17 protein-coding genes are annotated in these 21,328 nt (G+C 54.4%); 5 read left to right on the forward strand and 12 right to left on the reverse strand.

The window, feature by feature from the left end; genetic code table 11:
* Nucleotides 1-6: 6 nt before the first annotated feature.
* The 8 genes from eutN to maeB all read right to left on the reverse strand — a co-directional run bounded on the left by eutN (nucleotide 7) and on the right by maeB (nucleotide 6,741).
* Entirely contained in the window at nucleotides 7-294 is a 288-nt protein-coding gene (eutN, locus tag NBA72_RS17130) for an ethanolamine utilization microcompartment protein EutN (protein WP_001522340.1), read from the reverse strand.
* A gap of 112 nt (nucleotides 295-406) precedes the next feature.
* Nucleotides 407-697: an ethanolamine utilization microcompartment protein EutM gene (gene eutM, locus NBA72_RS17135; protein ID WP_000387716.1), complete on the reverse strand. Its 291-nt coding sequence runs from the start codon at nucleotides 695-697 to the stop codon at nucleotides 407-409.
* A 40-nt stretch (nucleotides 698-737) separates the two neighbouring features.
* Nucleotides 738-1,754, reverse strand: coding sequence for a phosphate acetyltransferase (gene pta / locus NBA72_RS17140; RefSeq protein WP_042948369.1), 1,017 nt, complete (start codon nucleotides 1,752-1,754; stop codon nucleotides 738-740).
* A complete protein-coding gene (eutT, locus tag NBA72_RS17145) occupies nucleotides 1,751-2,554 on the reverse strand; it encodes an ethanolamine utilization cob(I)yrinic acid a,c-diamide adenosyltransferase EutT (RefSeq protein WP_000997656.1) in 804 nt (267 codons plus the stop codon). The genes pta and eutT overlap by 4 nt, the downstream gene beginning before the upstream one ends.
* Nucleotides 2,551-3,240 (reverse strand): ethanolamine utilization acetate kinase EutQ, encoded by a 690-nt coding sequence (eutQ, locus tag NBA72_RS17150; RefSeq protein ID WP_000733867.1) that lies wholly within the window; start codon nucleotides 3,238-3,240, stop codon nucleotides 2,551-2,553. The genes eutT and eutQ overlap by 4 nt, the downstream gene beginning before the upstream one ends.
* Nucleotides 3,218-3,697 (reverse strand): ethanolamine utilization acetate kinase EutP, encoded by a 480-nt coding sequence (eutP, locus tag NBA72_RS17155; protein ID WP_000820751.1) that lies wholly within the window; start codon nucleotides 3,695-3,697, stop codon nucleotides 3,218-3,220. The genes eutQ and eutP overlap by 23 nt, the downstream gene beginning before the upstream one ends.
* A gap of 12 nt (nucleotides 3,698-3,709) precedes the next feature.
* A complete protein-coding gene (gene eutS / locus NBA72_RS17160) occupies nucleotides 3,710-4,045 on the reverse strand; it encodes an ethanolamine utilization microcompartment protein EutS (RefSeq protein ID WP_001031445.1) in 336 nt (111 codons plus the stop codon).
* 416 nt (nucleotides 4,046-4,461) lie between these two features.
* Complete coding sequence (gene maeB / locus NBA72_RS17165) at nucleotides 4,462-6,741, reverse strand: NADP-dependent oxaloacetate-decarboxylating malate dehydrogenase (RefSeq protein WP_000344299.1); 2,280 nt, start codon at nucleotides 6,739-6,741, stop codon at nucleotides 4,462-4,464.
* A gap of 271 nt (nucleotides 6,742-7,012) precedes the next feature.
* On the opposite strand from maeB, the gene tal reads away from it, so the two are divergent.
* Together tal and tkt are read left to right on the forward strand one after the other, a co-directional pair.
* The gene (gene tal / locus NBA72_RS17170; RefSeq protein ID WP_023195315.1) at nucleotides 7,013-7,963 is read left to right on the forward strand and encodes a transaldolase; all 951 of its coding nucleotides are present in this window, start codon (nucleotides 7,013-7,015) and stop codon (nucleotides 7,961-7,963) included.
* A 19-nt stretch (nucleotides 7,964-7,982) separates the two neighbouring features.
* Nucleotides 7,983-9,983, forward strand: a complete 2,001-nt coding sequence (gene tkt, locus NBA72_RS17175; RefSeq protein ID WP_000087329.1) for a transketolase — start codon at nucleotides 7,983-7,985, stop codon at nucleotides 9,981-9,983.
* A 62-nt stretch (nucleotides 9,984-10,045) separates the two neighbouring features.
* On the opposite strand, the gene NBA72_RS17180 is transcribed toward tkt, so the two are convergent.
* The 3 genes from NBA72_RS17180 to nudK all read right to left on the reverse strand — a co-directional run bounded on the left by NBA72_RS17180 (nucleotide 10,046) and on the right by nudK (nucleotide 12,147).
* Nucleotides 10,046-10,276 (reverse strand): hypothetical protein, encoded by a 231-nt coding sequence (locus tag NBA72_RS17180; RefSeq protein WP_000700635.1) that lies wholly within the window; start codon nucleotides 10,274-10,276, stop codon nucleotides 10,046-10,048.
* A 127-nt stretch (nucleotides 10,277-10,403) separates the two neighbouring features.
* The gene (locus NBA72_RS17185; protein ID WP_001270670.1) at nucleotides 10,404-11,447 is read right to left on the reverse strand and encodes a DUF1176 domain-containing protein; all 1,044 of its coding nucleotides are present in this window, start codon (nucleotides 11,445-11,447) and stop codon (nucleotides 10,404-10,406) included.
* Between the two features lie 124 nt (nucleotides 11,448-11,571).
* Complete coding sequence (nudK, locus tag NBA72_RS17190; protein ID WP_042948361.1) at nucleotides 11,572-12,147, reverse strand: GDP-mannose pyrophosphatase NudK; 576 nt, start codon at nucleotides 12,145-12,147, stop codon at nucleotides 11,572-11,574.
* 203 nt (nucleotides 12,148-12,350) lie between these two features.
* Between nudK and pbp4b the strand changes: the two genes are divergently transcribed.
* Nucleotides 12,351-13,649, forward strand: a complete 1,299-nt coding sequence (pbp4b, locus tag NBA72_RS17195) for a penicillin binding protein PBP4B (RefSeq protein WP_042948359.1) — start codon at nucleotides 12,351-12,353, stop codon at nucleotides 13,647-13,649.
* A gap of 448 nt (nucleotides 13,650-14,097) precedes the next feature.
* Here pbp4b and aegA read toward each other — a convergent pair whose 3' ends face one another.
* Complete coding sequence (gene aegA / locus NBA72_RS17200; protein ID WP_042948358.1) at nucleotides 14,098-16,059, reverse strand: formate-dependent uric acid utilization protein AegA; 1,962 nt, start codon at nucleotides 16,057-16,059, stop codon at nucleotides 14,098-14,100.
* 185 nt (nucleotides 16,060-16,244) lie between these two features.
* Between aegA and narQ the strand changes: the two genes are divergently transcribed.
* Both narQ and acrD read left to right on the forward strand, forming a co-directional pair.
* Entirely contained in the window at nucleotides 16,245-17,945 is a 1,701-nt protein-coding gene (gene narQ / locus NBA72_RS17205; protein WP_000216814.1) for a nitrate/nitrite two-component system sensor histidine kinase NarQ, read from the forward strand.
* A gap of 184 nt (nucleotides 17,946-18,129) precedes the next feature.
* Nucleotides 18,130-21,243 (forward strand): multidrug efflux RND transporter permease AcrD, encoded by a 3,114-nt coding sequence (gene acrD, locus NBA72_RS17210; protein WP_001533680.1) that lies wholly within the window; start codon nucleotides 18,130-18,132, stop codon nucleotides 21,241-21,243.
* Nucleotides 21,244-21,328 lie beyond the last annotated feature (85 nt).

The raw sequence follows: 21,328 nt of genomic DNA on the forward strand, positions 1-21,328 counted from the left end.
TCAGTCCTATTTATGGAAAACCACTTTCCCGCCAGCCACCACTTCATCGACGATGCCAATGACGCACAGATCGACCGGTGATAATTCGCTGCGATGCGCCTGGCGCGCGGAACTGCCGCTGACCAGCAGTACCCACTCTCCGGTTCCCGCCCCGATACTGTCGATAGCGACGGCACACTGCCCGTCGGGGTTGCCCTGGGCATCGATCATTTCCACCATCAGCAATTTGTCATGCGCCAGTCCCTGATGGCGGACGGTACATACGATTTGTCCTGTGACGACTGCCAGTTTCATATCCGCCTCCATGGATTGCCCGTTGGGTCGTAGGCCTTGAATCTGCGCACCATCAGGCAATGGCGCGCATTCATGCCGGATGGCGACGCTGCGCGTCTTATCCGGCCTACCATCAAATGTTGCTGTCGCCTTTGAAGCTGATCGGGAACACTTCCTCCAGATCGCCGTGCGGGCGTGGAATCACGTGTACAGAGACCAGCTCGCCAATGCGCTGCGCCGCAGCGGCGCCAGCATCGGTTGCGGCTTTGCACGCCGCCACGTCGCCACGCACCATGGCCGTACACAGGCCACCGCCAATCTGCTTCACGCCGACCAGCTTCACGCGTGCGGCTTTTACCATCGCATCTGAGGCCTCAATCAGCGCAACCAGGCCCCGGGTTTCAATCATTCCTAATGCTTCCATCGTGTTTTCCTCTCATTAAAGGGGTCCAGAACGGGACCGTTCATTCAACCAGTGTGTGTAAGCTGCGTTCGCGGCTCACGTCAGCCTGGCGCGGCACGGCTGCCACCAACGCCAGTTCGATAATTTCCTGCACGCTACAGCCTCGGGAGAGGTCGTGAAGCGGCGCGGTAAGCCCCTGAATTAGCGGCCCAACAGCGCGATAGCCTCCCAGACGCTGAGCGATTTTGTAGCCAATATTGCCCGCCTCCAGCGACGGGAAAATCATCACGTTGGCGCGGCCTTGCAGCGGGCTGTCAGGCGCTTTTTGCGCGGCGACCTCCGGTACGAAAGCGGCGTCAAACTGCAATTCACCGTCCACAAGCAGTTGCGGCGCACGTTCGCGAACGAGCTCTGTCGCCTGCTGCACGTTGGCAACATTGGGGTGACGGGCGCTGCCGTTGCTTGAAAATGACAGCATCGCCACGCGCGGCTCTTCGCCGGTAATGGCCCGCCAAGTGTCGGCACTGGCGATAGCGATATCCGCCAGCTGCGCCGCCGTCGGCTGCGGCACTACGCTGCAATCGGCGAACCCTAATGCCGGACCGGCATACTGCGGCAGCATCAGGAAAATAGACGACAATGTTTTGCACCCGGGTTGCAGGCCAATCACCCGCAGCCCTGCGCGCAGCACGTTCGCCGTTGACGACAGGTTGCCTGCGATACACACATCAGCCTCACCGGCGCTCACCATGGCGGCAGCGAACATTAGCGGGTCGCTAAGCTTTTCCACTGCGTCCGGCGGCGTTTTTTCTCCGGCACGGGCAAGCCAGCGTTGCGCAAAACGCTGGCGCATACTCAGGTTGCTGTGTGGGTCGATGACCTGAATGCCATCCATCGCCATACGATGACTCAGGGCAAACTGACGCAGCGCAAACGGACTGGCGACCAGAACGGGGCGAGCCAGACCGTACTGTTGCAGGTAATGCGCCGCTTTCAGCACGCGTTCGTCCAGCGCATCAGGAAAGACGACTCTGGCGGGGGCGCGTACCGCCAGTTCGCGGGCGCGTTCAATGATCATGGCTTCTCTCCCAACCGTTGTTGAATTTGGGCGACCGTCAGCGGATGTTTCGCCACGCTCAAAATCATCATCACGTAAACCGTGCTGGAGAGACGGTTCAGCGCCTGTAAAATGTCCGGGCGCAAGACCTCAAAACTACGGGTAATAAACACTTGTGCGGCGAGGGTTTCTGTTTCACGGACTTTGGTTCGCAGCAGATTAAGCAGCGCCGCATCGCGACCGTGGCTGGCCTCCGGCACCAGGTGATCGTGGTCGAGATAGCGCAGCGGCTGGTGGGAAAGCCGATGCAGCTCATCCTCGTTCAGCCCGACGATAGACTGCGCCGCCAGCGGTTCATCTATAGCGTCGGCGCGCATAATGTTGCCCAGCCGCGAGCGGATATCGAAAAGCCACGGCTGCCAGGGTTCCGCCAGTTCGATTTGTAGCCACACGGTTAGCGCGATGGCGCTGTCGAGCGCGGCGCGAAAGCCGAGGCGCGGGTCGCTTTTGGCGACCATTTTGTCCGCCGTCAGATGGGTCAGCGTATCGGGCTTTTTCACCACCGGCTGGCGGCACAGTTCACAGCAGGCCTGTGGGTGCGTATCGCTACTGGTTAAGCCATGTACCGGCTGCGGCTGCTGTTCGTCATCATCGACAAACAGCCGGCCTTGCGGATCCAGAAACTTAATGCGCAGGCGGCGGCTTTCCAGCAGTTCCCGGGCCGAGGGCGTCAGTCGTGCATCAGCGGGCAGATGGATTTCCGATCCTTCGCTGAGCGTATGATTCGCTCTGAGCCACGTTTCGGTGATGAAATCGTTCATACGGATTGCCAGTTCGCAGGCCAGGCGACGTACAGAAAGCGCACGGACGTTGGCGTGCCAAATTCAATGCTGGAGCCTTTAGGGATGAACATGACATCTCCGGCTTTGGCAATCATGGTTTCGCCTTCATGGCGTACATGCAATTCGCCCTCAAGCACCATGTCGATTTCGTCGTAGTTCAGCGTCCACGGGAAAAAGGCGTTGTCCCACTGCATAAACCCGGCGGCCATGCTGCTGCCGTCCTGCTCTGTAACCAGATCGGTTAAGCCGACGCAGTGCGGTTCGGCGCCGTCGAAGCGGCCAAATTTCACACTGCTGCCGTCAATGACTTTCACGCCGCCTTTACCCGTGACGGAGGTAAAGCTCGGCTGCATCGTCCCCAGTTCCAGCGACTGCTTTTCCTTGAGCACTTTTTCCATCAACTGCGCCACCAGGCTTTCAGTAAACTGCCCTTCCGGGAGCTGCGCGATGATGGCTTCCCGAATGCGCTGGCTTTCGCTTTTACACGCCTGCGCCGATGTGGATGCCGGGACGGACTCGTCGCATTCGGTAATCGTGAATCCCAGTAGTTCCGCCACTTCGCGAGCCTCCGGGGTAATAATGCTGGCGCGCAGCACTACCGACATCGCCTGTTCGCCGCGGGCGTGGGCCGCACGAATATCGTTAGCTGTGATAAGTTTTTTCACCTGCCTCTTCCTCCTGTTCACTGAGAGCCGCCAGATAATCCACCAACTGCCGCACGCTTTGCGGGTCGTGGCCGTTGAGCTCGAAAATCGGCTCCCGGAATCCAATCTCGCAAAGCAACTGCCGCGTAGCGGCGACGTCGGCATCCGGCATGTCCGTTTTGCTGATAACGGCGATATGTCGTTTACGGGTTCCAACATCCAATAACCCGGCAGGTAAGCGACTTTCTTTATCGTTTGCCGCGTGGACATAAATCAGCGTGTCCACATCCTGCAACGTGGTAATTAAGGCGTGATACCAACGGGGATGGCTAAAATATTCACCCGGCGTATCGATATCGCCATGATCATTAAATTCCACGGCCTGCGTTTTTCTGGCGAGGGAATAATTTCCCCGTAACGCGTTAAAAAGCGTTGTCTTTCCGGCACCGACCGCGCCGACAAAAGCAATACGTTTCATTACCGCCACCAATTAACTTTTTGTTAACTCACACAGGGTAAAGTTTAATAATCGCCCCAGCCCGCTGACCGTCTGTAATAGCGCTTCTTCTACTGCGCCGACGGTGCCATAAATCACCAGCGCGCCGCTAAATCTGTCGAGAAAACCGATGTGTACATCCGCAGCCTTCATCGCTAAATCGCCAGCGATCATGGCCGTTTCCCCCGGCGTTAAGGTCATAATGCCAATCGCGCCGGCATCGGGAACGCCGATCTTTTTCGCCAGTTCTTCACCAGGGTGCGCAATGAGATGCGCCAGCGTGACCTGTTTGCCCGGCACAAATTCCTGAATAATGCGTTCTTTATTCATTGCTCACCGTCTCCACTGAAACTGCCGTCATCGTGGCAATTTTTTGTCGGAGTAAATAACAAAATTCGGCAAGGTGATGTAAAAGGTGAGGTAGATCACTAAGAGAAAGAAAATAAAAGGGACTTCTGTCGAAGGTGTTAACGATAAATATCGTGGTGCATCACATTTTCAGGCGTCATTCTGAATTTAAGCTTGTTCCTCAATAAATACCCACTGGCTATTCTTTGTATTACTATTATTGATAAAAATAATGCGTATCACTCGATTTGTGCATAGTACAGATTCAGTGAAATAAGTAGGGGTAACGCAATAGGTTCCAGAATATCCCCACCCGAGCCTTTCATACCATGGCGAAGCCCAGCGGCGCATAAAAAAAGCGCAGGAGAACCTGCGCCAGAAGAGAGAGTAATGCGTTATTAAAGCGGCGTGGTTTGCGCTTCAACTACCGCTAACGCCACCATATTCACGATACGGCGTACAGAGGCGATCGGCGTTAATACATGTACCGGTTTAGACACGCCCATCAGGACCGGGCCGACCGTGACGCCTTCGGAACTGGAGACGCGGAGTAAGTTGTAACTAATGCGGGCGGCTTCCATATTCGGCATCACCAGAATATTGGCGGCTCCCTTCAGCGGACTATCCGGCATCCGGTCATTACGAATACTTTCCACCAACGCCGCATCACCGTGCATCTCACCGTCAATCATCAGATCGGGCGCTCGTTCGCGTACCCGCTCAAGGGTTTCGCGCATTTTGCTGGCGGACAGCGAATTTGAGGAACCAAAGTTAGAGTGCGACAACAGCGCGACTTTCGGCTCAATACCAAAGCGGCGAACGGTTTCCGCCGCCATTACGGCGATCTCCGCCAACTGTTCCGGCGTGGGATCTTCGTTAACATAAGTATCGGCGATAAAAGTGTTGCCGCTTGGCAGCAGTAAGGCGTTCATCGCCCCTGCCGTATGCACGCCGTCACGGTAGCCAAAGACGGCTTTCACGACGCTGAAATGCTCATGGTAGTCGCCGATGGTGCCGCAGATCATCGCATCCGCTTCCCCACGCTGCACCATGATCGCGCCAATGGCCGTATGGTTGCCGATCATCGCACGCTGCGCCTGTTCCTGAGTTACCCCGCGACGCTTCATGATCTGGTAATACTCGCTCCAGTACTCTTTGAAGCGCGGATCGGATTCATTATTCACGATCTCGAAATCAACGCCCGCTTTGATCTGTAACCCCAGTTTCTGGATACGCATTTCGATCACGCTCGGACGCCCGATCAGGATGGGCTTCGCCAGCCCCAGGGTGATCAACTCCTGGGTTGCGTGCAGCACGCGCGCCTCTTCCCCTTCCGGCAGCACTACGCGCTTCGGATCTTTGCGTGCCTGCGAGAAGATCGGCTTCATGAACAGGTTGGTTTTGTAGACAAACTCGGTCAGTTTATCGATATAGGCATCAAAGTCAGCAATCGGGCGCGTCGCCACGCCGGAATCCATTGCCGCTTTCGCGACCGCCGGAGCGATTTTGACAATCAGGCGCGGATCGAACGGTTTCGGAATAATGTATTCCGGCCCAAAGCTCAGGTCCTGATCGCCATAGGCCGAGGCCACCACTTCGCTCTGTTCGGCATGCGCCAGCTCGGCAATCGCACGGACCGCCGCCAGTTTCATCTCTTCGTTGATCGCCGTCGCGCCGACGTCCAGTGCGCCGCGGAAGATAAACGGGAAGCACAATACGTTGTTCACCTGGTTCGGATAGTCGGAACGACCGGTACAGATGATGGCGTCCGGACGCACTTCTTTCGCCAGCGGCGGCAGAATTTCCGGTTCCGGGTTGGCCAGCGCCAGAATCATTGGCGCGCGGGCCATTTTCTTCACCATCTCCTGAGTCAGCACTTTCGGGCCTGAACAGCCGAGGAAAATATCCGCGCCGTCAATGACTTCATCCAGCGTGCGCTTGCCGCTGTCGTCTACCGCATAGGCCGCTTTGGTCTCCGCCATATTCGGCTCACGGCCTTTGTAAATAACGCCCTTAGAGTCGCACACCACGATGTTGTGCTTTTGCATCCCCAACGCGACCAGCAGGTTCATACAAGCGATTGCCGCCGCCCCTGCGCCGGAGACGACCATCCGCACGTCGGAAATATTTTTCTCTACGACTCGCAGGCCATTAAGAATGGCGGCAGTACTGATGATCGCCGTTCCGTGCTGATCGTCATGGAAAACCGGGATGTTCATGCGCTCGCGCAGTTTCTGTTCAATATAGAAACATTCCGGCGCTTTAATGTCTTCGAGGTTAATGCCGCCAAAGGTCGGCTCCAGCGCTGCGACCACATTGATAAATTTGTCCGGATCAAGCTCATCGACTTCAATGTCAAACACATCGATGCCGGCGAATTTTTTAAACAGAACGCCTTTGCCTTCCATGACCGGCTTGCCGGCCAGCGCGCCAATGTTGCCTAACCCCAGCACCGCTGTACCGTTGGAAATGACCGCGACAAGGTTGCCGCGCGCGGTGTATTTGTAGGCTGCCAGCGGATCTTTTTCGATTTCCAGGCAGGGCGCCGCCACGCCTGGCGAGTAAGCCAACGCCAGATCGCGTTGGGTGGCAAGGGGCTTAGTCGGAGAAACCTGAATTTTACCGGGTACCGGAAATTCGTGGAAATCAAGGGCGCTTTGTTTTAACTGCTCATCCATTTTGTTGTTCCTTTCACGTATCGTTCAAAAAGTGACGCGGCCTGGTGCGCCGCACATTATCACCGTACTGCGCAACACAAACTTTGAAGGTCTGCAAACTATCACGACGCGGCGCAAGAGTTTGTTATCAACTTATAACAGCCATGTTACCTGCTTATACCAGCAATACCATGCCTGTCTGCTATGCTTTTTGGTTATGTAGTGTATCAATCTTTCAGAAGTGTGAATCAACACACTCATCTAACACTTTACTTTTCAAGGAGTATTTCCTATGAACCAGCTAGACGGCATCAAACAATTCACTACCGTCGTCGCCGATAGCGGCGACATCGAGTCCATCCGCCACTACCAGCCGCAGGATGCCACGACAAATCCCTCTTTACTGCTGAAAGCCGCCGGGCTTGAGCAGTATGGTCATTTGATTGAGGATGCGATTGCCTGGGGGAAAAAACACGGCGGTACGCAGGAACAGCAGGTTGCAGCAGCCAGCGATAAACTGGCGGTTAATTTTGGCGCGGAAATACTGAAAAGTATTCCCGGTCGCGTCTCTACTGAAGTCGACGCGCGGTTATCGTTCGATAAAGAAAAAAGTATCGAGAAAGCGCGCCATCTGGTGGATCTCTACCAGCAGCAGGATATTGATAAATCGCGCATTCTGATCAAGCTCGCCGCGACCTGGGAAGGTATCCGCGCCGCCGGGCAGCTCGAAAAAGAAGGCATTAATTGCAACCTGACGCTGTTGTTCTCTTTTGCCCAGGCGCGCGCCTGCGCCGAAGCGGGCGTCTATTTAATCTCTCCGTTCGTGGGCCGAATTTACGACTGGTATCAGGCGCGTAGTCCGCTGGAGCCGTATGTCGTGGAGGAAGATCCCGGCGTGAAATCGGTACGCAATATCTACGATTACTTTAAACAACATCGCTATGAAACCATCGTGATGGGCGCAAGTTTCCGCCGTACTGAGCAAATCCTCGCGCTAACCGGCTGCGATCGACTGACTATCTCCCCTAACCTGCTTAAAGAGCTGAAAGAAAAAGAAGAACCGGTGATCCGTAAACTGGTGCCTTCCTCGCAGATGTTCCACCGTCCTACGCCAATGACGGAAGCGGAGTTCCGCTGGGAACATAATCAGGACGCGATGGCCGTAGAGAAGCTGTCGGAAGGTATCCGTCTTTTTGCTGTTGACCAGCGCAAACTGGAAGACCTGCTTGCCGCCAAACTATAAACCTTGCATGGAGTGATTTATGTCCCGTAAAGACCTTGCCAATGCGATTCGTGCGCTGAGCATGGATGCCGTTCAAAAAGCCAATTCCGGGCACCCCGGCGCGCCGATGGGGATGGCGGATATCGCTGAAGTGCTATGGAACGATTTTCTTAAACATAACCCCACCGATCCGACCTGGTATGACCGTGATCGTTTTATCCTTTCCAACGGTCACGCCTCCATGCTGCTCTATAGTCTGCTGCATTTAACCGGTTATGACCTGCCGCTGGAGGAGTTAAAAAACTTCCGTCAACTGCACTCTAAAACGCCAGGTCACCCGGAGATTGGCTATACGCCCGGCGTTGAAACCACCACCGGCCCGCTGGGCCAGGGGCTGGCGAATGCCGTCGGGCTGGCGATTGCCGAGCGTACGTTAGGCGCACAGTTCAACCGGCCGGACCATGAGATTGTCGACCACTACACCTATGTCTTTATGGGCGACGGCTGTCTGATGGAAGGGATCTCGCATGAGGTGTGTTCGCTGGCTGGTACGCTGGGACTGGGCAAACTGATCGGCTTTTACGATCACAACGGCATCTCCATTGATGGCGAAACCGAAGGCTGGTTTACCGACGATACCGCCAAACGTTTTGAAGCCTACCACTGGCATGTCGTGCATGACATTGACGGGCACGATCCGGAAGCGGTGAAAAAAGCCATTCTGGAAGCCCAGAGCGTAAAAGACAAACCTTCGCTAATTATCTGTCGGACGGTGATAGGTTTTGGCTCGCCGAATAAAGCCGGGAAGGAGGAGTCGCACGGCGCGGCGCTGGGCGAAGAAGAGGTGGCGCTGACCCGCCAGAAGCTGGGATGGCATCATCCGGCGTTTGAGATCCCAAAAGAGATTTACCGCGCGTGGGATGGCCGTGAAAAAGGCGAGAAAGCGCAGCAGCAGTGGCAGGAAAAGTTTGCTGCTTATGAGAAGGCTTATCCTGAGCTGGCCGCGGAGTTTACCCGCCGGATGAGCGGCGGATTGCCAGAGACATGGGAGTCCGCCACGCAAAAATTTATTAACGACTTGCAGGCTAATCCGGCCAAAATCGCCACCCGTAAAGCATCGCAAAATACGCTCAATGCCTATGGTCCCCTGTTGCCGGAACTGTTGGGCGGATCGGCGGATCTGGCGCCGAGCAACCTGACTATCTGGAAAGGTTCGACCTCGTTGAAAGAGGATCCGGCAGGTAATTACATCCACTATGGCGTGCGCGAATTCGGCATGACCGCCATTGCCAACGGCATCGCCCACCACGGCGGCTTTGTACCGTATACCGCCACGTTTCTGATGTTTGTCGAATATGCGCGTAACGCGGCGCGTATGGCGGCCTTAATGAAAGCCCGGCAGATTATGGTCTATACCCACGACTCCATCGGTTTGGGCGAAGATGGCCCGACGCACCAGGCCGTGGAACAACTGGCGAGCCTGCGCTTAACGCCAAACTTCAGCACCTGGCGTCCCTGCGATCAGGTTGAGGCGGCGGTCGGCTGGAAGCTGGCCATTGAACGTCACCACGGGCCGACGGCGCTGATTCTCTCGCGGCAGAATCTGGCGCAGGTGGAACGCACGCCGGAACAGGTGAAAGCGATTGCCCGCGGCGGTTATATTCTGAAAGATAGCGGCGGCAAGCCGGATATCATTCTGATCGCTACCGGATCGGAAATGGAAATTACCCTCCAGGCGGCGGAAAAATTGACTGGCGAGGGGCATAACGTTCGCGTGGTGTCGTTGCCTTCAACGGATATTTTCGATGCGCAGGACGAGGCATATCGCGAATCAGTGCTACCGGCGCACGTGACCGCCCGCGTCGCGGTGGAAGCCGGTATAGCCGACTACTGGTATAAATATGTTGGCCTAAAAGGCGCAATTATCGGCATGACGGGATACGGTGAATCCGCCCCGGCTGACAAATTGTTCCCGTATTTTGGCTTTACCGTGGAAAATATTGTAGAAAAAGCCCGCCGGGTGCTGAACATCAAAGGCTAAGGCGAGCGTTAGCAACACAGACTTTGCACAGTCTGCAGACCTGTTCTGTAGGCTGTGCAAAATTACTTCGTAGACTCAGGCGCATCTGACTGCCCGATGACGACCTCATCAATGGATTTATGGCACATCAGGCAAAAGGCCTTTTTTTTATGCGCCTGTAATGTTGAATCCCATGCCGCTGATCCGCCTTCTTTATTCACTTTCTCTCTTATCGCCGCCAGCCGATCTATTTCATAATAAGCGCTCAGGCAGCCACAATGGGGGCATAATACGGGGCCATTATTTATTTTCATACTATTTCCTGCTGTGGTGAGGCTATCGGGTAAAGTAACAATCCTACCGTAACGTAGCAATCTCTATACCATAAATGAAACCTCAATAGGTGTATCCCTATTCTGAAAAGGGGATAACAACCAGGATTCAACGCGTGATCCACAGCGTAGGCCAGGCATCCGGCCCGTGCCAGTTATCGCAGCTCGGTTCTTCGGCATAACGTACCAGACGAAAACGATCGCCATCATAACGCCAGCGCGTCTGGATACCACAGTCGGTTAACCCCCGCCCTTTCGCCAACGTCACCAGCTCGCGCGTTTTCTCGTCAAAGAAGGCGTTCATCAACTCCATGTCATTACTTTCGACGCCGCGATTAAACGGCAGCCGCAAACGTACGGCGCGCGAGACGAGCGTTTTTTTGCGTGAAACTACCCAGGCGAGATCAATAGTGTTATAGGCGCCGGCTTCGCAGTTAACAATCAATAACGCTTTATCATCCGTCAACGCGCTGACCTGCGTCTCGCGACGCAGCGGGTCAAGCGAACAACGAATGCCGTTTACCCGCCATGCTGCGTAGTCCAGCAGATCGTCGCGTTCTTCCTCACTCAGCGGTACGGGCGTTGGATTAATCACGGCGATCCCCTTTAATGCCGGTGCCGGGGGCACGCTGAGCGGCGGTTCGTTTCCTTTTTCAATCCAGGCGGTTTCGCTGCCCACACGTTTTTGTTGCGCGTCGATAAACAGTAATGCCGCTTTTAATCCCGCCAGCGAAAGCGTCTGAACGCCGTTTTTTAAGGTGATAGCCTGCGCATCCTGAATCGTCTGTAAAAATGCGGTGATGGTGGCAGGATCGCCGGTCATGAGATGCCAGGGCGACACGCGCCAGTGTGGACTGTTGAACGAAAGCGGTTTGCCATCCAGCAATAAGCGAGGCGCAATTGCGGCTTCTTTAGCGTCGGGCGGCGCCAAACCGCCGCGGTCGATACGCAGTACCGCATCGGTTCGCGCCCCGGCGCTGCGGCTTAATGTCATCACCAGCCCATGATGTTCGCCAGTATTGCGCGCTACGCAAAAATTTTGGTTATTGCAGGTGACCTGCCAGTCGGAAAAAGTCCGTTGCGCTGGCGCAGCCCACAGTAGCTGGACCGGCAACAGGCCAAACAGACAAAAAAGAATAACGCGGTAGCGCATGAACGGAACAACCCCAGATTCAGAACAACACAGCTAAGGCGGTATCTTCCTTGCGCGCATCAGGGTTCTCAATCAGATTTATCGGATTGGTCTTTTTTGTGTAAAGAAATATATTTCTTTTTTTTCAGTCCATTAGATGAGACGTCTGTAAATAGTTAAGCAATAACACGGTCTTACCGTCCCGAATCTCGCCTGAGCGCACCATTTCCAGCGCCCGGGAAAACGGCAGTTCAAGCACCTCAATCTCTTCGTCCTCCACGCCGCCGCCGATGCTGGCACGCTCGCTATCATGATATTCGGCAATGAAGAAATGAATCAGCTCCGTGACGCCGCCTGGCGACATATACAGCTCAAATATCTTGCGTACCTCACCAACGTCATACCCTGTCTCTTCAATGGCCTCTTTACGGATACAGGCCTCCGGCTCGTCGTTATCAAGCAGGCCAGCGCAGGTTTCAATTAACATACCGTCTTGATTACCGTTGACCCATGTCGCCACGCGAAACTGACGAACCAGAAGCACGGTTTTTTTAGTTGAGTTGTAAAGCAGAATGGTTGCGCCATTCCCGCGATCGTAAACCTCACGCTTGTGACGGATAACCTCGCCATTACGACGGGTCAGGTCATAGGTAATGTTGCGCAGAGTAAAATAATTATCAGAAAGAATTTTATCCTTAATAAGCGTAATGGTTTGCGACATGCTGGCTCCAGGGTGTAAAAAGAGCATTAATATTACGCCGTGAGGCCGGTTTTGTCTGCTGAAGGGTTAATCCTTAATGCCGACTGAACGGACGTACAGCCATATTTTTCTGTCACTGCCATGACCATATTCTGCTTCTCCGGGCCGCAGAGTCCATGCTCGCGATATGATTTGACGGCCGGAGTGAGACTGAGGGAATCATCATGAAATTTACTCTCGTTGCGACGGTTCTACTGACGTTTTCCCTTTCAGCTTTTGCCGTTGAGTATCCGGTATTGACCATCGCGAGCCCTGATCAGGTGGGGTTTGATAGCCAAAAACTTCACCGACTTGATGGCTGGATTCAAAATCAAATTGATGCCGGATATCCCAGCATCAATCTTCTGGTGATAAAAGATAATCATATTGTTCTACAAAAAGCCTGGGGCTATGCCAAAAAATATGACGGTTCCACGCTGTTAGCCCATCCCATTCGGGCGACCACTAACACGATGTATGATCTGGCTTCAAACACAAAAATGTATGCCACTAACTTCGCATTGCAAAAACTAGTGTATGAAGGAAAAATAGATGTCAATGATTTGGTATCAAAATATATCCCCGGCTTTAAGGATATGCCTGGGGATAAAATAAAAGGCAAAGATAAACTCCGCATTATTGATATTCTTCATCACGTCGCGGGCTTTCCTGCCGACCCACAATATCCCAATAAAAACGTCGCCGGTAAATTATTTTCACAGAGTAAAAGCACTACTCTGGAGATGATTAAAAAGACACCGCTGGAATATCAACCTGGGTCGAAGCATATCTACAGCGACGTGGATTATATGATTCTTGGTTTTATCATTGAATCGATAACGGCAATGCCATTAGATCGCTACGTCGAAACCACCATTTATAAACCGCTCGGATTAAAACATACCGTCTTTAACCCGCTGATGAAAGGCTTCACGCCGCCGCAAATCGCCGCAACGGAACTACATGGCAACACGCGTGACGGCGTGATTCATTTCCCCAATATTCGCACCGGTACACTATGGGGCCAGGTGCATGACGAAAAAGCCTGGTACTCAATGGGCGGCGTTTCAGGACACGCCGGACTGTTTTCTGACACCCATGATATGGCTGTGTTAATGCAAGTCATGCTCAATGGGGGCGGCTACGGTAACGTGAAGCTATTCGACGACAAAACGGTTGCGCAGTTTACTCGCCGCTCGCCAGAAGACGCTACCTTTGGTCTGGGGTGGCGCGTTAACGGCAACGCCTCAATGACCCCCACGTTCGGGGTATTAGCCAGTCCGCAAACGTATGGACATACCGGATGGACCGGCACGCTGACGTCTATCGATCCGGTTAATCATATGGCGATTGTGATTTTAGGTAACAGGCCGCACTCGCCGGTAGCAAATCCTAAAGTGAATCCAAATGTTTTTGTCAGTGGATTATTACCTGCGGCGACATATGGCTGGATTGTTGACCAGATATATGGTTCCTTAAAATAAAAATTAAGAGCCTATCCCACCAGGCGTTATTGACGCAGCCAGTTTGGACACGGACAGCGCGCAAAAACCGCAGCGTACACGTAGTACGTGAGGTTTGACTCGCTACGCTCGCCCTTCGGGCCGCCGCAAGCGGCGTTCAAAACGCTAACGCGTTTTGGCGAGCACTGCCCAGGTCCAAAATGGCAAGTAAAATAGCCCTAATGGGATAGGCTCTAAGAAGGGATTCTCATAGCGTCCCTTCCTTCAATTTACACTCTATTTTCAATACTAAGATTGGCCTCATCAGGCCGGTTAAACGTCGACCCGACGGAAAAATGTTTATCGCAGGGCGTCCAGCCCTGCGAGCGTCAACATTTCTGCAAACGGAGTAAGGTTAGCCAATAAGTTTAAGATTTTTTATCACTCAATCATTTAACCGTTCCAGGCCTTAACCGGCCTACAAATACGCTTATTTAGCTAACCAGTCGAGTATCCCCTGCGCGGCATGTCGGCCTTCTGCCATCGCCGTCACCACCAAATCGGCGCCGCGCACCGCATCGCCGCCAGCGAAAATTTTCGGGTTGGACGTCTGGTAACGAAACTCGCTCTCGACGCTGGCGGCAATACGTCCCCAGTTATCCACCTTCACGCCATGCGATTCCAGCCACGACATACCATGCGGATGAAAACCAAACGCCATAATGACCGCATCTGCCGGCATCACGAACTCGCTGTCCGGTACAGGTACCGGGCGGCGTCGCCCCTGACCATCCGGTTCGCCAAGCCGCGTACGCAAAAAGCGAATACCGCTGGCGCGCCCGTGCGTATCCAGCACCAACTCAACCGGCTGAACGTTAAATTCAAAGTTCGCGCCCTCTTCCCGCGCGTTTTTCACCTCTTTTTTCGACCCCGGCATATTGGCCTCATCGCGGCGATAAGCGCAGGTGACGTTAGCAGCGCCATGACGCAGCGCCGTACGTACGCAGTCCATTGCGGTGTCACCGCCGCCCAGCACAACCACGTTAAGACCCGCAGTATCAATAAACGGCTCGTCAGGCAACGCCGGAAGCCCCATCACCTGTTTGGTATTGGCGATGAGGAATGGTAACGCATCATATACCCCCGGCGCGTCTTCATTCGGTAAATCAGCCTTCATGGAACGATAGGTTCCTACCCCGACAAAGACGGCGTCATAACTCTCCAGCAGCGTCTCCAGAGAAATATCTTTCCCTACTTCGCAGTTAAGCTCGAAACGAATCCCCATCGCGCTGAAGATCTCCCGACGGCGCGCCAGCAGAGATTTATCCAGTTTGAAAGCCGGAATACCAAAGGTGAGCAAACCGCCGATTTCCGGATGGCGATCGTAGACGGTGGCGCTTACGCCATGGCGCGCCAGCACGTCAGCGCAGGCAAGACCTGCCGGCCCCGCGCCGATAATCGCCACGCGCTTATCGCTCTTCTGTACGTCCGACAGGTCGGGACGCCAGCCTTTGCTCAGAGCGCGATCGGAGATATAGCGCTCAATGTTGCCGATGGTAACCGCGCCATACTCATCGCGGAGTGTACACGCGCCTTCGCATAGCCGGTCCTGCGGACAGACGCGCCCGGTAATTTCCGGCAGGCAGTTGGTCTGGTGAGAAAGCTCTACCGCCTCATCAATATCGCCAGCTTTCACCAGTTCGATCCACTGGGGAATATGGTTATGCAGCGGACAGGTCCATTCGCAGATACTGTGTTCCCCGCATGTGAGGCAGCGGGACGCTTCACGCTCCGCCTGCGCGGCGCGAAACGGCAGATAAATTTCCTCAAAGGTGGTTTTACGCGCTTCAATCGCCAGTTTATCCGGTTCGCCGCGCGGCGGCGTCGCCTGCATACGCTCGGCTTTGCTGCTTGCTGCCCCACTGTGTTGTGTATCCACGGTATGCCAGGGGCGAATCTCCTGCCGGGCGGTACGCAGCCGTCGCGTTTTAGCCAGACGGGTCAACGAGTCTTCGGTGACCAGTTGCAGCGCATCCGCCGGGCAATTTTCCACACAGGCCGGACCCTGTTCACGTCCCTGACACAGATCGCATTTATGCGCGCTGGCTTTGAACTGGTTTGGCGCGACGGGCGTCAATACCATCTGCATGGTGCCGAATGGACAGGCGACGACGCAGGATTTACAGCCGATGCACTTCTGCGCATTGACCTGCACGCTGTCGTTAATATGCGCGATCGCGCCGTTCGGACAGCTACGGGCGCAGGGCGCATCTTCGCAATGGTGACATGTGACCGCGCTGCGCTGGTGCTGATGTTTAATGACAGTAATTCGGGGCTGATAGCGCTGTGACGTCAGGACATGTCGCTCATCATTGTGAGCCATTACGCAGGCGACCTCGCAGGCATGGCAGCCCAGACACTGCTGGCTATTGGCCATAATAAAACGATTCATGGCATCCTTCTGTTTTGGTTGTAAAAACCTTATTCTTTATATGAGCATTGTTATTAACTGACGAAGGCGGGGTCGGCAATGTTCATCTGCCTAGGAAGCACAACTATCTGTCCAGAACCTGTGGCAGATCAATTTATTTCAAAGCAAATGCAATTGCGATTCAGCTAAATGCGGGGAGTGCCAGCGTGACGGTTAAACGCCCGGTCTCAGCCAGTCTGGCTAAGGCTTTTTTCTATATTGTGCTGTTGTCTATTCTGTCCACCGGCAGCGCATTACTGACGCTGACCAGCAGTTTACGGGATGCCGAAGCGATCAATATCGCCGGTTCGCTACGAATGCAGAGCTATCGGCTGGGTTACGATCTGCAAAGCCGTAGCCCGCAGATTAATGCGCATCGTCAACTTTTCCAGCACGCGCTCAACTCGCCGGTACTGCAAAATCTCAACGCCTGGTATGTGCCGCAGGCGGTGAAAACTCGCTACGCGCGCCTGCACGCCAACTGGCTGGAGATGAATAGCCGCCTACAGGACGGCGACATTGCCTGGTATCAGACCAATATCAACAATTATGTCGATCAAATTGATCTCTTCGTTCTGGCGTTACAGCATTACGCCGAGCGTAAAGTCATGCTGGTCGTCGCCATATCGCTGGCGGGCGGTATCGGCATATTTACTCTGGTCTTTTTTACCCTACGGCGTATTCGCCAGCAGGTCGTTCGCCCGCTGAATCAACTGGTCACCGCCAGTCAGCGTATTGAACATGGTCAGTTCGCCCCGCTGCCGCTGGATACCAGCTTACCCAATGAGCTGGGATTGTTGGCGAAAACGTTTAGCCAGATGTCGAGCGAGCTGCATAAACTTTACCGTTCGCTGGAAGCCTCGGTGGAAGAAAAAACGCACGATCTGCACGAAGCGCACCGCCGCCTGGAGGTGTTATACCAGTGCTCTCAGGCGCTGAATACCAGCCAAATCGACGTCCACTGTTTTCGCCATATTTTGCAAATTGTCCGTGAACATGACGCCGCCTGGTATCTGGAGTTAACCGTGGGCGATAACTGGCGGATTAGCGAAGGCACGCAAAGCCCCGACCTGCCGATGCAAATGCTGCCAGTGACGATGCAGGACACGGTCTATGGCGAACTCCACTGGCAAAGCCCCAACGTTAATGCCTCTACGCCGCTGCTGAACAGCGTCTCCACGATGCTGGGGCGTGGTTTGTACTTTAATCAGGCGCAAAAACACTTCCAGCAACTTTTGTTAATGGAAGAGCGCGCGACGATTGCCCGTGAGCTACACGATTCGCTGGCGCAGGTACTTTCTTATTTACGTATTCAGTTAACGCTTTTGAAGCGCGCCATTCCAGAAGATAACGCCGGCGCGCAAAGCATCATGGCGGATTTTTCCAGAGCGCTGAACGACGCCTACCGTCAGCTTCGCGAGCTACTCACCACGTTCCGTCTGACGTTACAGCAGGCCGATTTACCCTCCGCATTACATGAGATGCTGGAAGATTTACAGAGTCAGACCCCGGCCAAACTCACGTTGGATTGCCGTTTACCCACGCTGGCGCTGGATGCGCAAATGCAGGTGCATTTGTTGCAAATTGTGCGCGAAGCGGTCCTGAACGCCATTAAACACGCCAACGCGAGCGAAATCGCCGTGAGCTGCGTCACCGCGCCTGACGGCGATCATACCGTTTATATTCGCGATAATGGCATTGGTATCGGCGAACCGCATGAGCCTGCCGGACACTATGGTCTGAATATAATGCGTGAGCGCGCGGAGCGCCTTGGCGGCACGCTGAATTTTTCGCAACCCTCCGGCGGCGGCACACTGGTCAGTATCAGTTTTCGCTCCTCCAACAAGGAAGAGAGTCAGTTAACGTAAAGAACGGCAAATCGCCGGAAGGCCAGATGTCAGGCTTTCCGGCGTTGGCACAAAAAGTATGCTGTAAAAGCGCATGATAATTTACATTATCTCCTTTATTTCTCCACGTTTGGCTCGTAGCTTGCCGCTACAGTGAAGCAGTTCAAATCTATAACGATATGTAGAAACACGAGGTTTCCCTTTAATGGCGAATTTTTTTATCGATCGCCCCATTTTTGCCTGGGTGCTGGCTATCCTGTTGTGTCTGACAGGGGCGTTAGCCATTTTCTCTTTACCTGTTGAACAATATCCCGATCTGGCGCCGCCCAACGTACGTATTACCGCGAATTATCCGGGAGCGTCGGCGCAAACGCTGGAAAATACCGTAACCCAGGTTATTGAGCAGAATATGACGGGCCTCGATAATCTGATGTACATGTCATCACAAAGCAGCGGAACCGGACAGGCGACCATCACCCTGAGCTTTATTGCGGGAACCGATCCTGATGAGGCGGTTCAGCAGGTGCAAAATCAGTTACAGTCCGCGATGCGTAAACTGCCGCAGGCGGTACAGGATCAAGGCGTCACGGTACGCAAAACGGGCGATACCAATATTTTGACCATCGCTTTCGTCTCTACCGACGGTTCTATGGACAAGCAGGATATCGCCGACTACGTCGCCAGTAATATTCAGGACCCGCTCAGCCGCGTCAACGGCGTCGGCGATATTGACGCTTATGGTTCACAGTACTCTATGCGTATCTGGCTCGATCCGGCCAAATTGAATAGTTTTCAGATGACCACGAAAGACGTGACCGATGCAATTGAGTCGCAGAATGCGCAAATCGCCGTCGGGCAGCTTGGCGGTACGCCTTCGGTCGACAAACAGGCGCTGAACGCCACCATTAATGCGCAGTCACTGCTGCAAACGCCGCAACAATTTCGCGATATCACCCTGCGCGTTAATCAGGACGGTTCCGAGGTCAAACTGGGCGATGTCGCCACCGTGGAGCTGGGGGCGGAAAAATATGACTACCTCAGCCGTTTTAACGGCAAGCCGGCTTCCGGTCTTGGCGTTAAGCTGGCCTCCGGCGCGAACGAAATGGCGACCGCGAAGCTGGTGCTGGATCGCCTCAACGAGCTGGCGCAGTACTTCCCTCAAGGGCTGGAATACAAGATCGCGTATGAAACCACCTCCTTTGTCAAAGCCTCGATTATCGATGTGGTCAAAACGTTGCTGGAGGCTATCGCGCTGGTTTTCCTGGTGATGTACCTGTTCCTGCAAAACTTTCGCGCCACGCTAATTCCGACGATCGCCGTGCCGGTAGTATTAATGGGCACCTTCTCTGTGCTTTACGCGTTCGGCTACAGTATTAACACATTAACCATGTTCGCGATGGTGCTGGCGATCGGGCTCCTGGTCGACGATGCCATCGTGGTGGTGGAAAACGTCGAACGTATCATGAGCGAAGAAGGGCTCACGCCGCGTGAAGCGACGCGCAAATCCATGGGACAAATCCAGGGGGCGCTGGTCGGTATCGCGATGGTGCTGTCTGCGGTATTCGTGCCGATGGCGTTCTTTGGCGGTACCACCGGGGCGATTTATCGTCAGTTTTCTATCACCATTGTCTCGGCAATGGTGCTGTCGGTGCTGGTCGCCATGATCCTGACGCCGGCGCTGTGCGCAACGTTATTAAAACCGCTGCACAAAGGCGAACAGCACGGGCAACGCGGATTTTTCGGCTGGTTTAACCGTACCTTCAATCGTAATGCCGAACGTTATGAGAAAGGCGTAGCGAAAATTTTGCATCGCAGCCTGCGCTGGATTCTGATTTATGTTCTGTTGCTTGGCGGCATGGTGTTCCTGTTTCTGCGCCTCCCCACCTCCTTTCTGCCGCAAGAAGATCGGGGCATGTTCACTACGTCTATCCAGCTACCGAGCGGTTCTACGCAACAGCAGACTCTGAAAGTCGTTGAAAAGGTTGAAAACTATTACTTCACCCATGAGAAAGACAACATTATGTCGGTCTTCTCGACGGTAGGTTCCGGCCCTGGCGGGAATGGGCAAAACGTCGCACGCATGTTTGTTCGCTTGAAAGACTGGGACGCGCGCGATCCCACCACCGGCTCCTCGTTCGCCATTATTGAGCGGGCGACAAAAGCGTTTAACCAGATTAAAGAAGCTCGCGTCTTCGCCAGCAGCCCGCCGGCAATTAGCGGTCTGGGCAGCTCCGCCGGTTTTGATATGGAATTACAGGATCACGCCGGAGCAGGCCATGACGCGCTGATGGCCGCACGAGATCAACTCATTGAGCTGGCCGGGAAAAACAGTTCCTTGACCCGCGTGCGCCACAACGGCCTGGACGACAGCCCGCAACTGCAAATTGATATTGACCAACGAAAAGCGCAGGCGCTGGGCGTATCGATTGACGATATCAACGACACCCTGCAAACAGCCTGGGGATCGAGCTACGTCAACGACTTTATGGACCGTGGTCGCGTGAAGAAAGTCTATGTTCAGGCCGCAGCGAAATATCGTATGTTGCCGGATGATATTAATCTTTGGTATGTCCGTAACAAAGATGGAGGCATGGTCCCCTTCTCCGCCTTCGCCACCTCGCGCTGGGAAACCGGCTCGCCGCGTCTGGAACGCTATAACGGCTATTCGGCGGTAGAAATTGTCGGAGAGGCCGCGCCGGGGGTTAGTACCGGGACGGCGATGGATGTCATGGAGTCGTTGGTGCATCAGCTACCGGGCGGTTTTGGCCTGGAATGGACAGCCATGTCTTACCAGGAACGGCTCTCCGGCGCGCAGGCGCCCGCGCTGTACGCTATTTCGCTATTAGTCGTCTTCCTGTGTCTGGCGGCATTGTATGAAAGCTGGTCGGTGCCCTTCTCGGTGATGCTGGTTGTGCCGCTCGGCGTCATTGGCGCGCTACTCGCTACCTGGATGCGCGGGCTGGAAAACGATGTTTACTTCCAGGTGGGGCTGTTGACCGTTATCGGCCTCTCGGCGAAAAACGCGATTCTGATTGTGGAATTCGCCAACGAAATGAATCAGAAGGGACACGCGCTGTTAGACGCCACGCTGTACGCCAGCCGCCAGCGCCTGCGACCGATACTGATGACTTCGCTGGCGTTTATCTTTGGCGTATTGCCGATGGCCACCAGCACCGGGGCAGGCTCGGGTAGCCAACATGCTGTCGGAACCGGCGTGATGGGGGGAATGATCTCAGCAACCATTCTGGCTATCTTCTTTGTACCCCTGTTTTTCGTGCTGATACGTCGCCGCTTCCCGCTGAAGCCGCGCCCGGAATAAGCTCCCGGCCAGCCTGATACGAGGTGTCGGGCACAAAAAAGGCGACTTTCGTTGAGTCGCCTTTTCTTATCCCCTATGGGAGCGC

Source organism: Salmonella sp. NW1250, from assembly GCF_051812965.1.
In the GTDB taxonomy this organism is placed as follows: Bacteria; Pseudomonadota; Gammaproteobacteria; order Enterobacterales; family Enterobacteriaceae; genus Salmonella; species Salmonella enterica.

Coding starts and splice junctions, on each gene's coding strand:
- tal (WP_023195315.1), top strand. CDS start 7,013: ATGAACCAGCTAGACGGCATCAAACAATTCACTACCGTCGTCGCCGAT.
- tkt (WP_000087329.1), top strand. CDS start 7,983: ATGTCCCGTAAAGACCTTGCCAATGCGATTCGTGCGCTGAGCATGGAT.
- acrD (WP_001533680.1), top strand. CDS start 18,130: ATGGCGAATTTTTTTATCGATCGCCCCATTTTTGCCTGGGTGCTGGCT.
- pta (WP_042948369.1), bottom strand. CDS start 1,754: ATGATCATTGAACGCGCCCGCGAACTGGCGGTACGCGCCCCCGCCAGA.
- NBA72_RS17185 (WP_001270670.1), bottom strand. CDS start 11,447: ATGCGCTACCGCGTTATTCTTTTTTGTCTGTTTGGCCTGTTGCCGGTC.
- aegA (WP_042948358.1), bottom strand. CDS start 16,059: ATGAATCGTTTTATTATGGCCAATAGCCAGCAGTGTCTGGGCTGCCAT.
- eutP (WP_000820751.1), bottom strand. CDS start 3,697: ATGAAACGTATTGCTTTTGTCGGCGCGGTCGGTGCCGGAAAGACAACG.
- maeB (WP_000344299.1), bottom strand. CDS start 6,741: ATGGATGAGCAGTTAAAACAAAGCGCCCTTGATTTCCACGAATTTCCG.
- eutN (WP_001522340.1), bottom strand. CDS start 294: ATGAAACTGGCAGTCGTCACAGGACAAATCGTATGTACCGTCCGCCAT.
- pbp4b (WP_042948359.1), top strand. CDS start 12,351: ATGAAATTTACTCTCGTTGCGACGGTTCTACTGACGTTTTCCCTTTCA.
- nudK (WP_042948361.1), bottom strand. CDS start 12,147: ATGTCGCAAACCATTACGCTTATTAAGGATAAAATTCTTTCTGATAAT.
- NBA72_RS17180 (WP_000700635.1), bottom strand. CDS start 10,276: ATGAAAATAAATAATGGCCCCGTATTATGCCCCCATTGTGGCTGCCTG.
- eutM (WP_000387716.1), bottom strand. CDS start 697: ATGGAAGCATTAGGAATGATTGAAACCCGGGGCCTGGTTGCGCTGATT.
- eutS (WP_001031445.1), bottom strand. CDS start 4,045: ATGAATAAAGAACGCATTATTCAGGAATTTGTGCCGGGCAAACAGGTC.
- eutT (WP_000997656.1), bottom strand. CDS start 2,554: ATGAACGATTTCATCACCGAAACGTGGCTCAGAGCGAATCATACGCTC.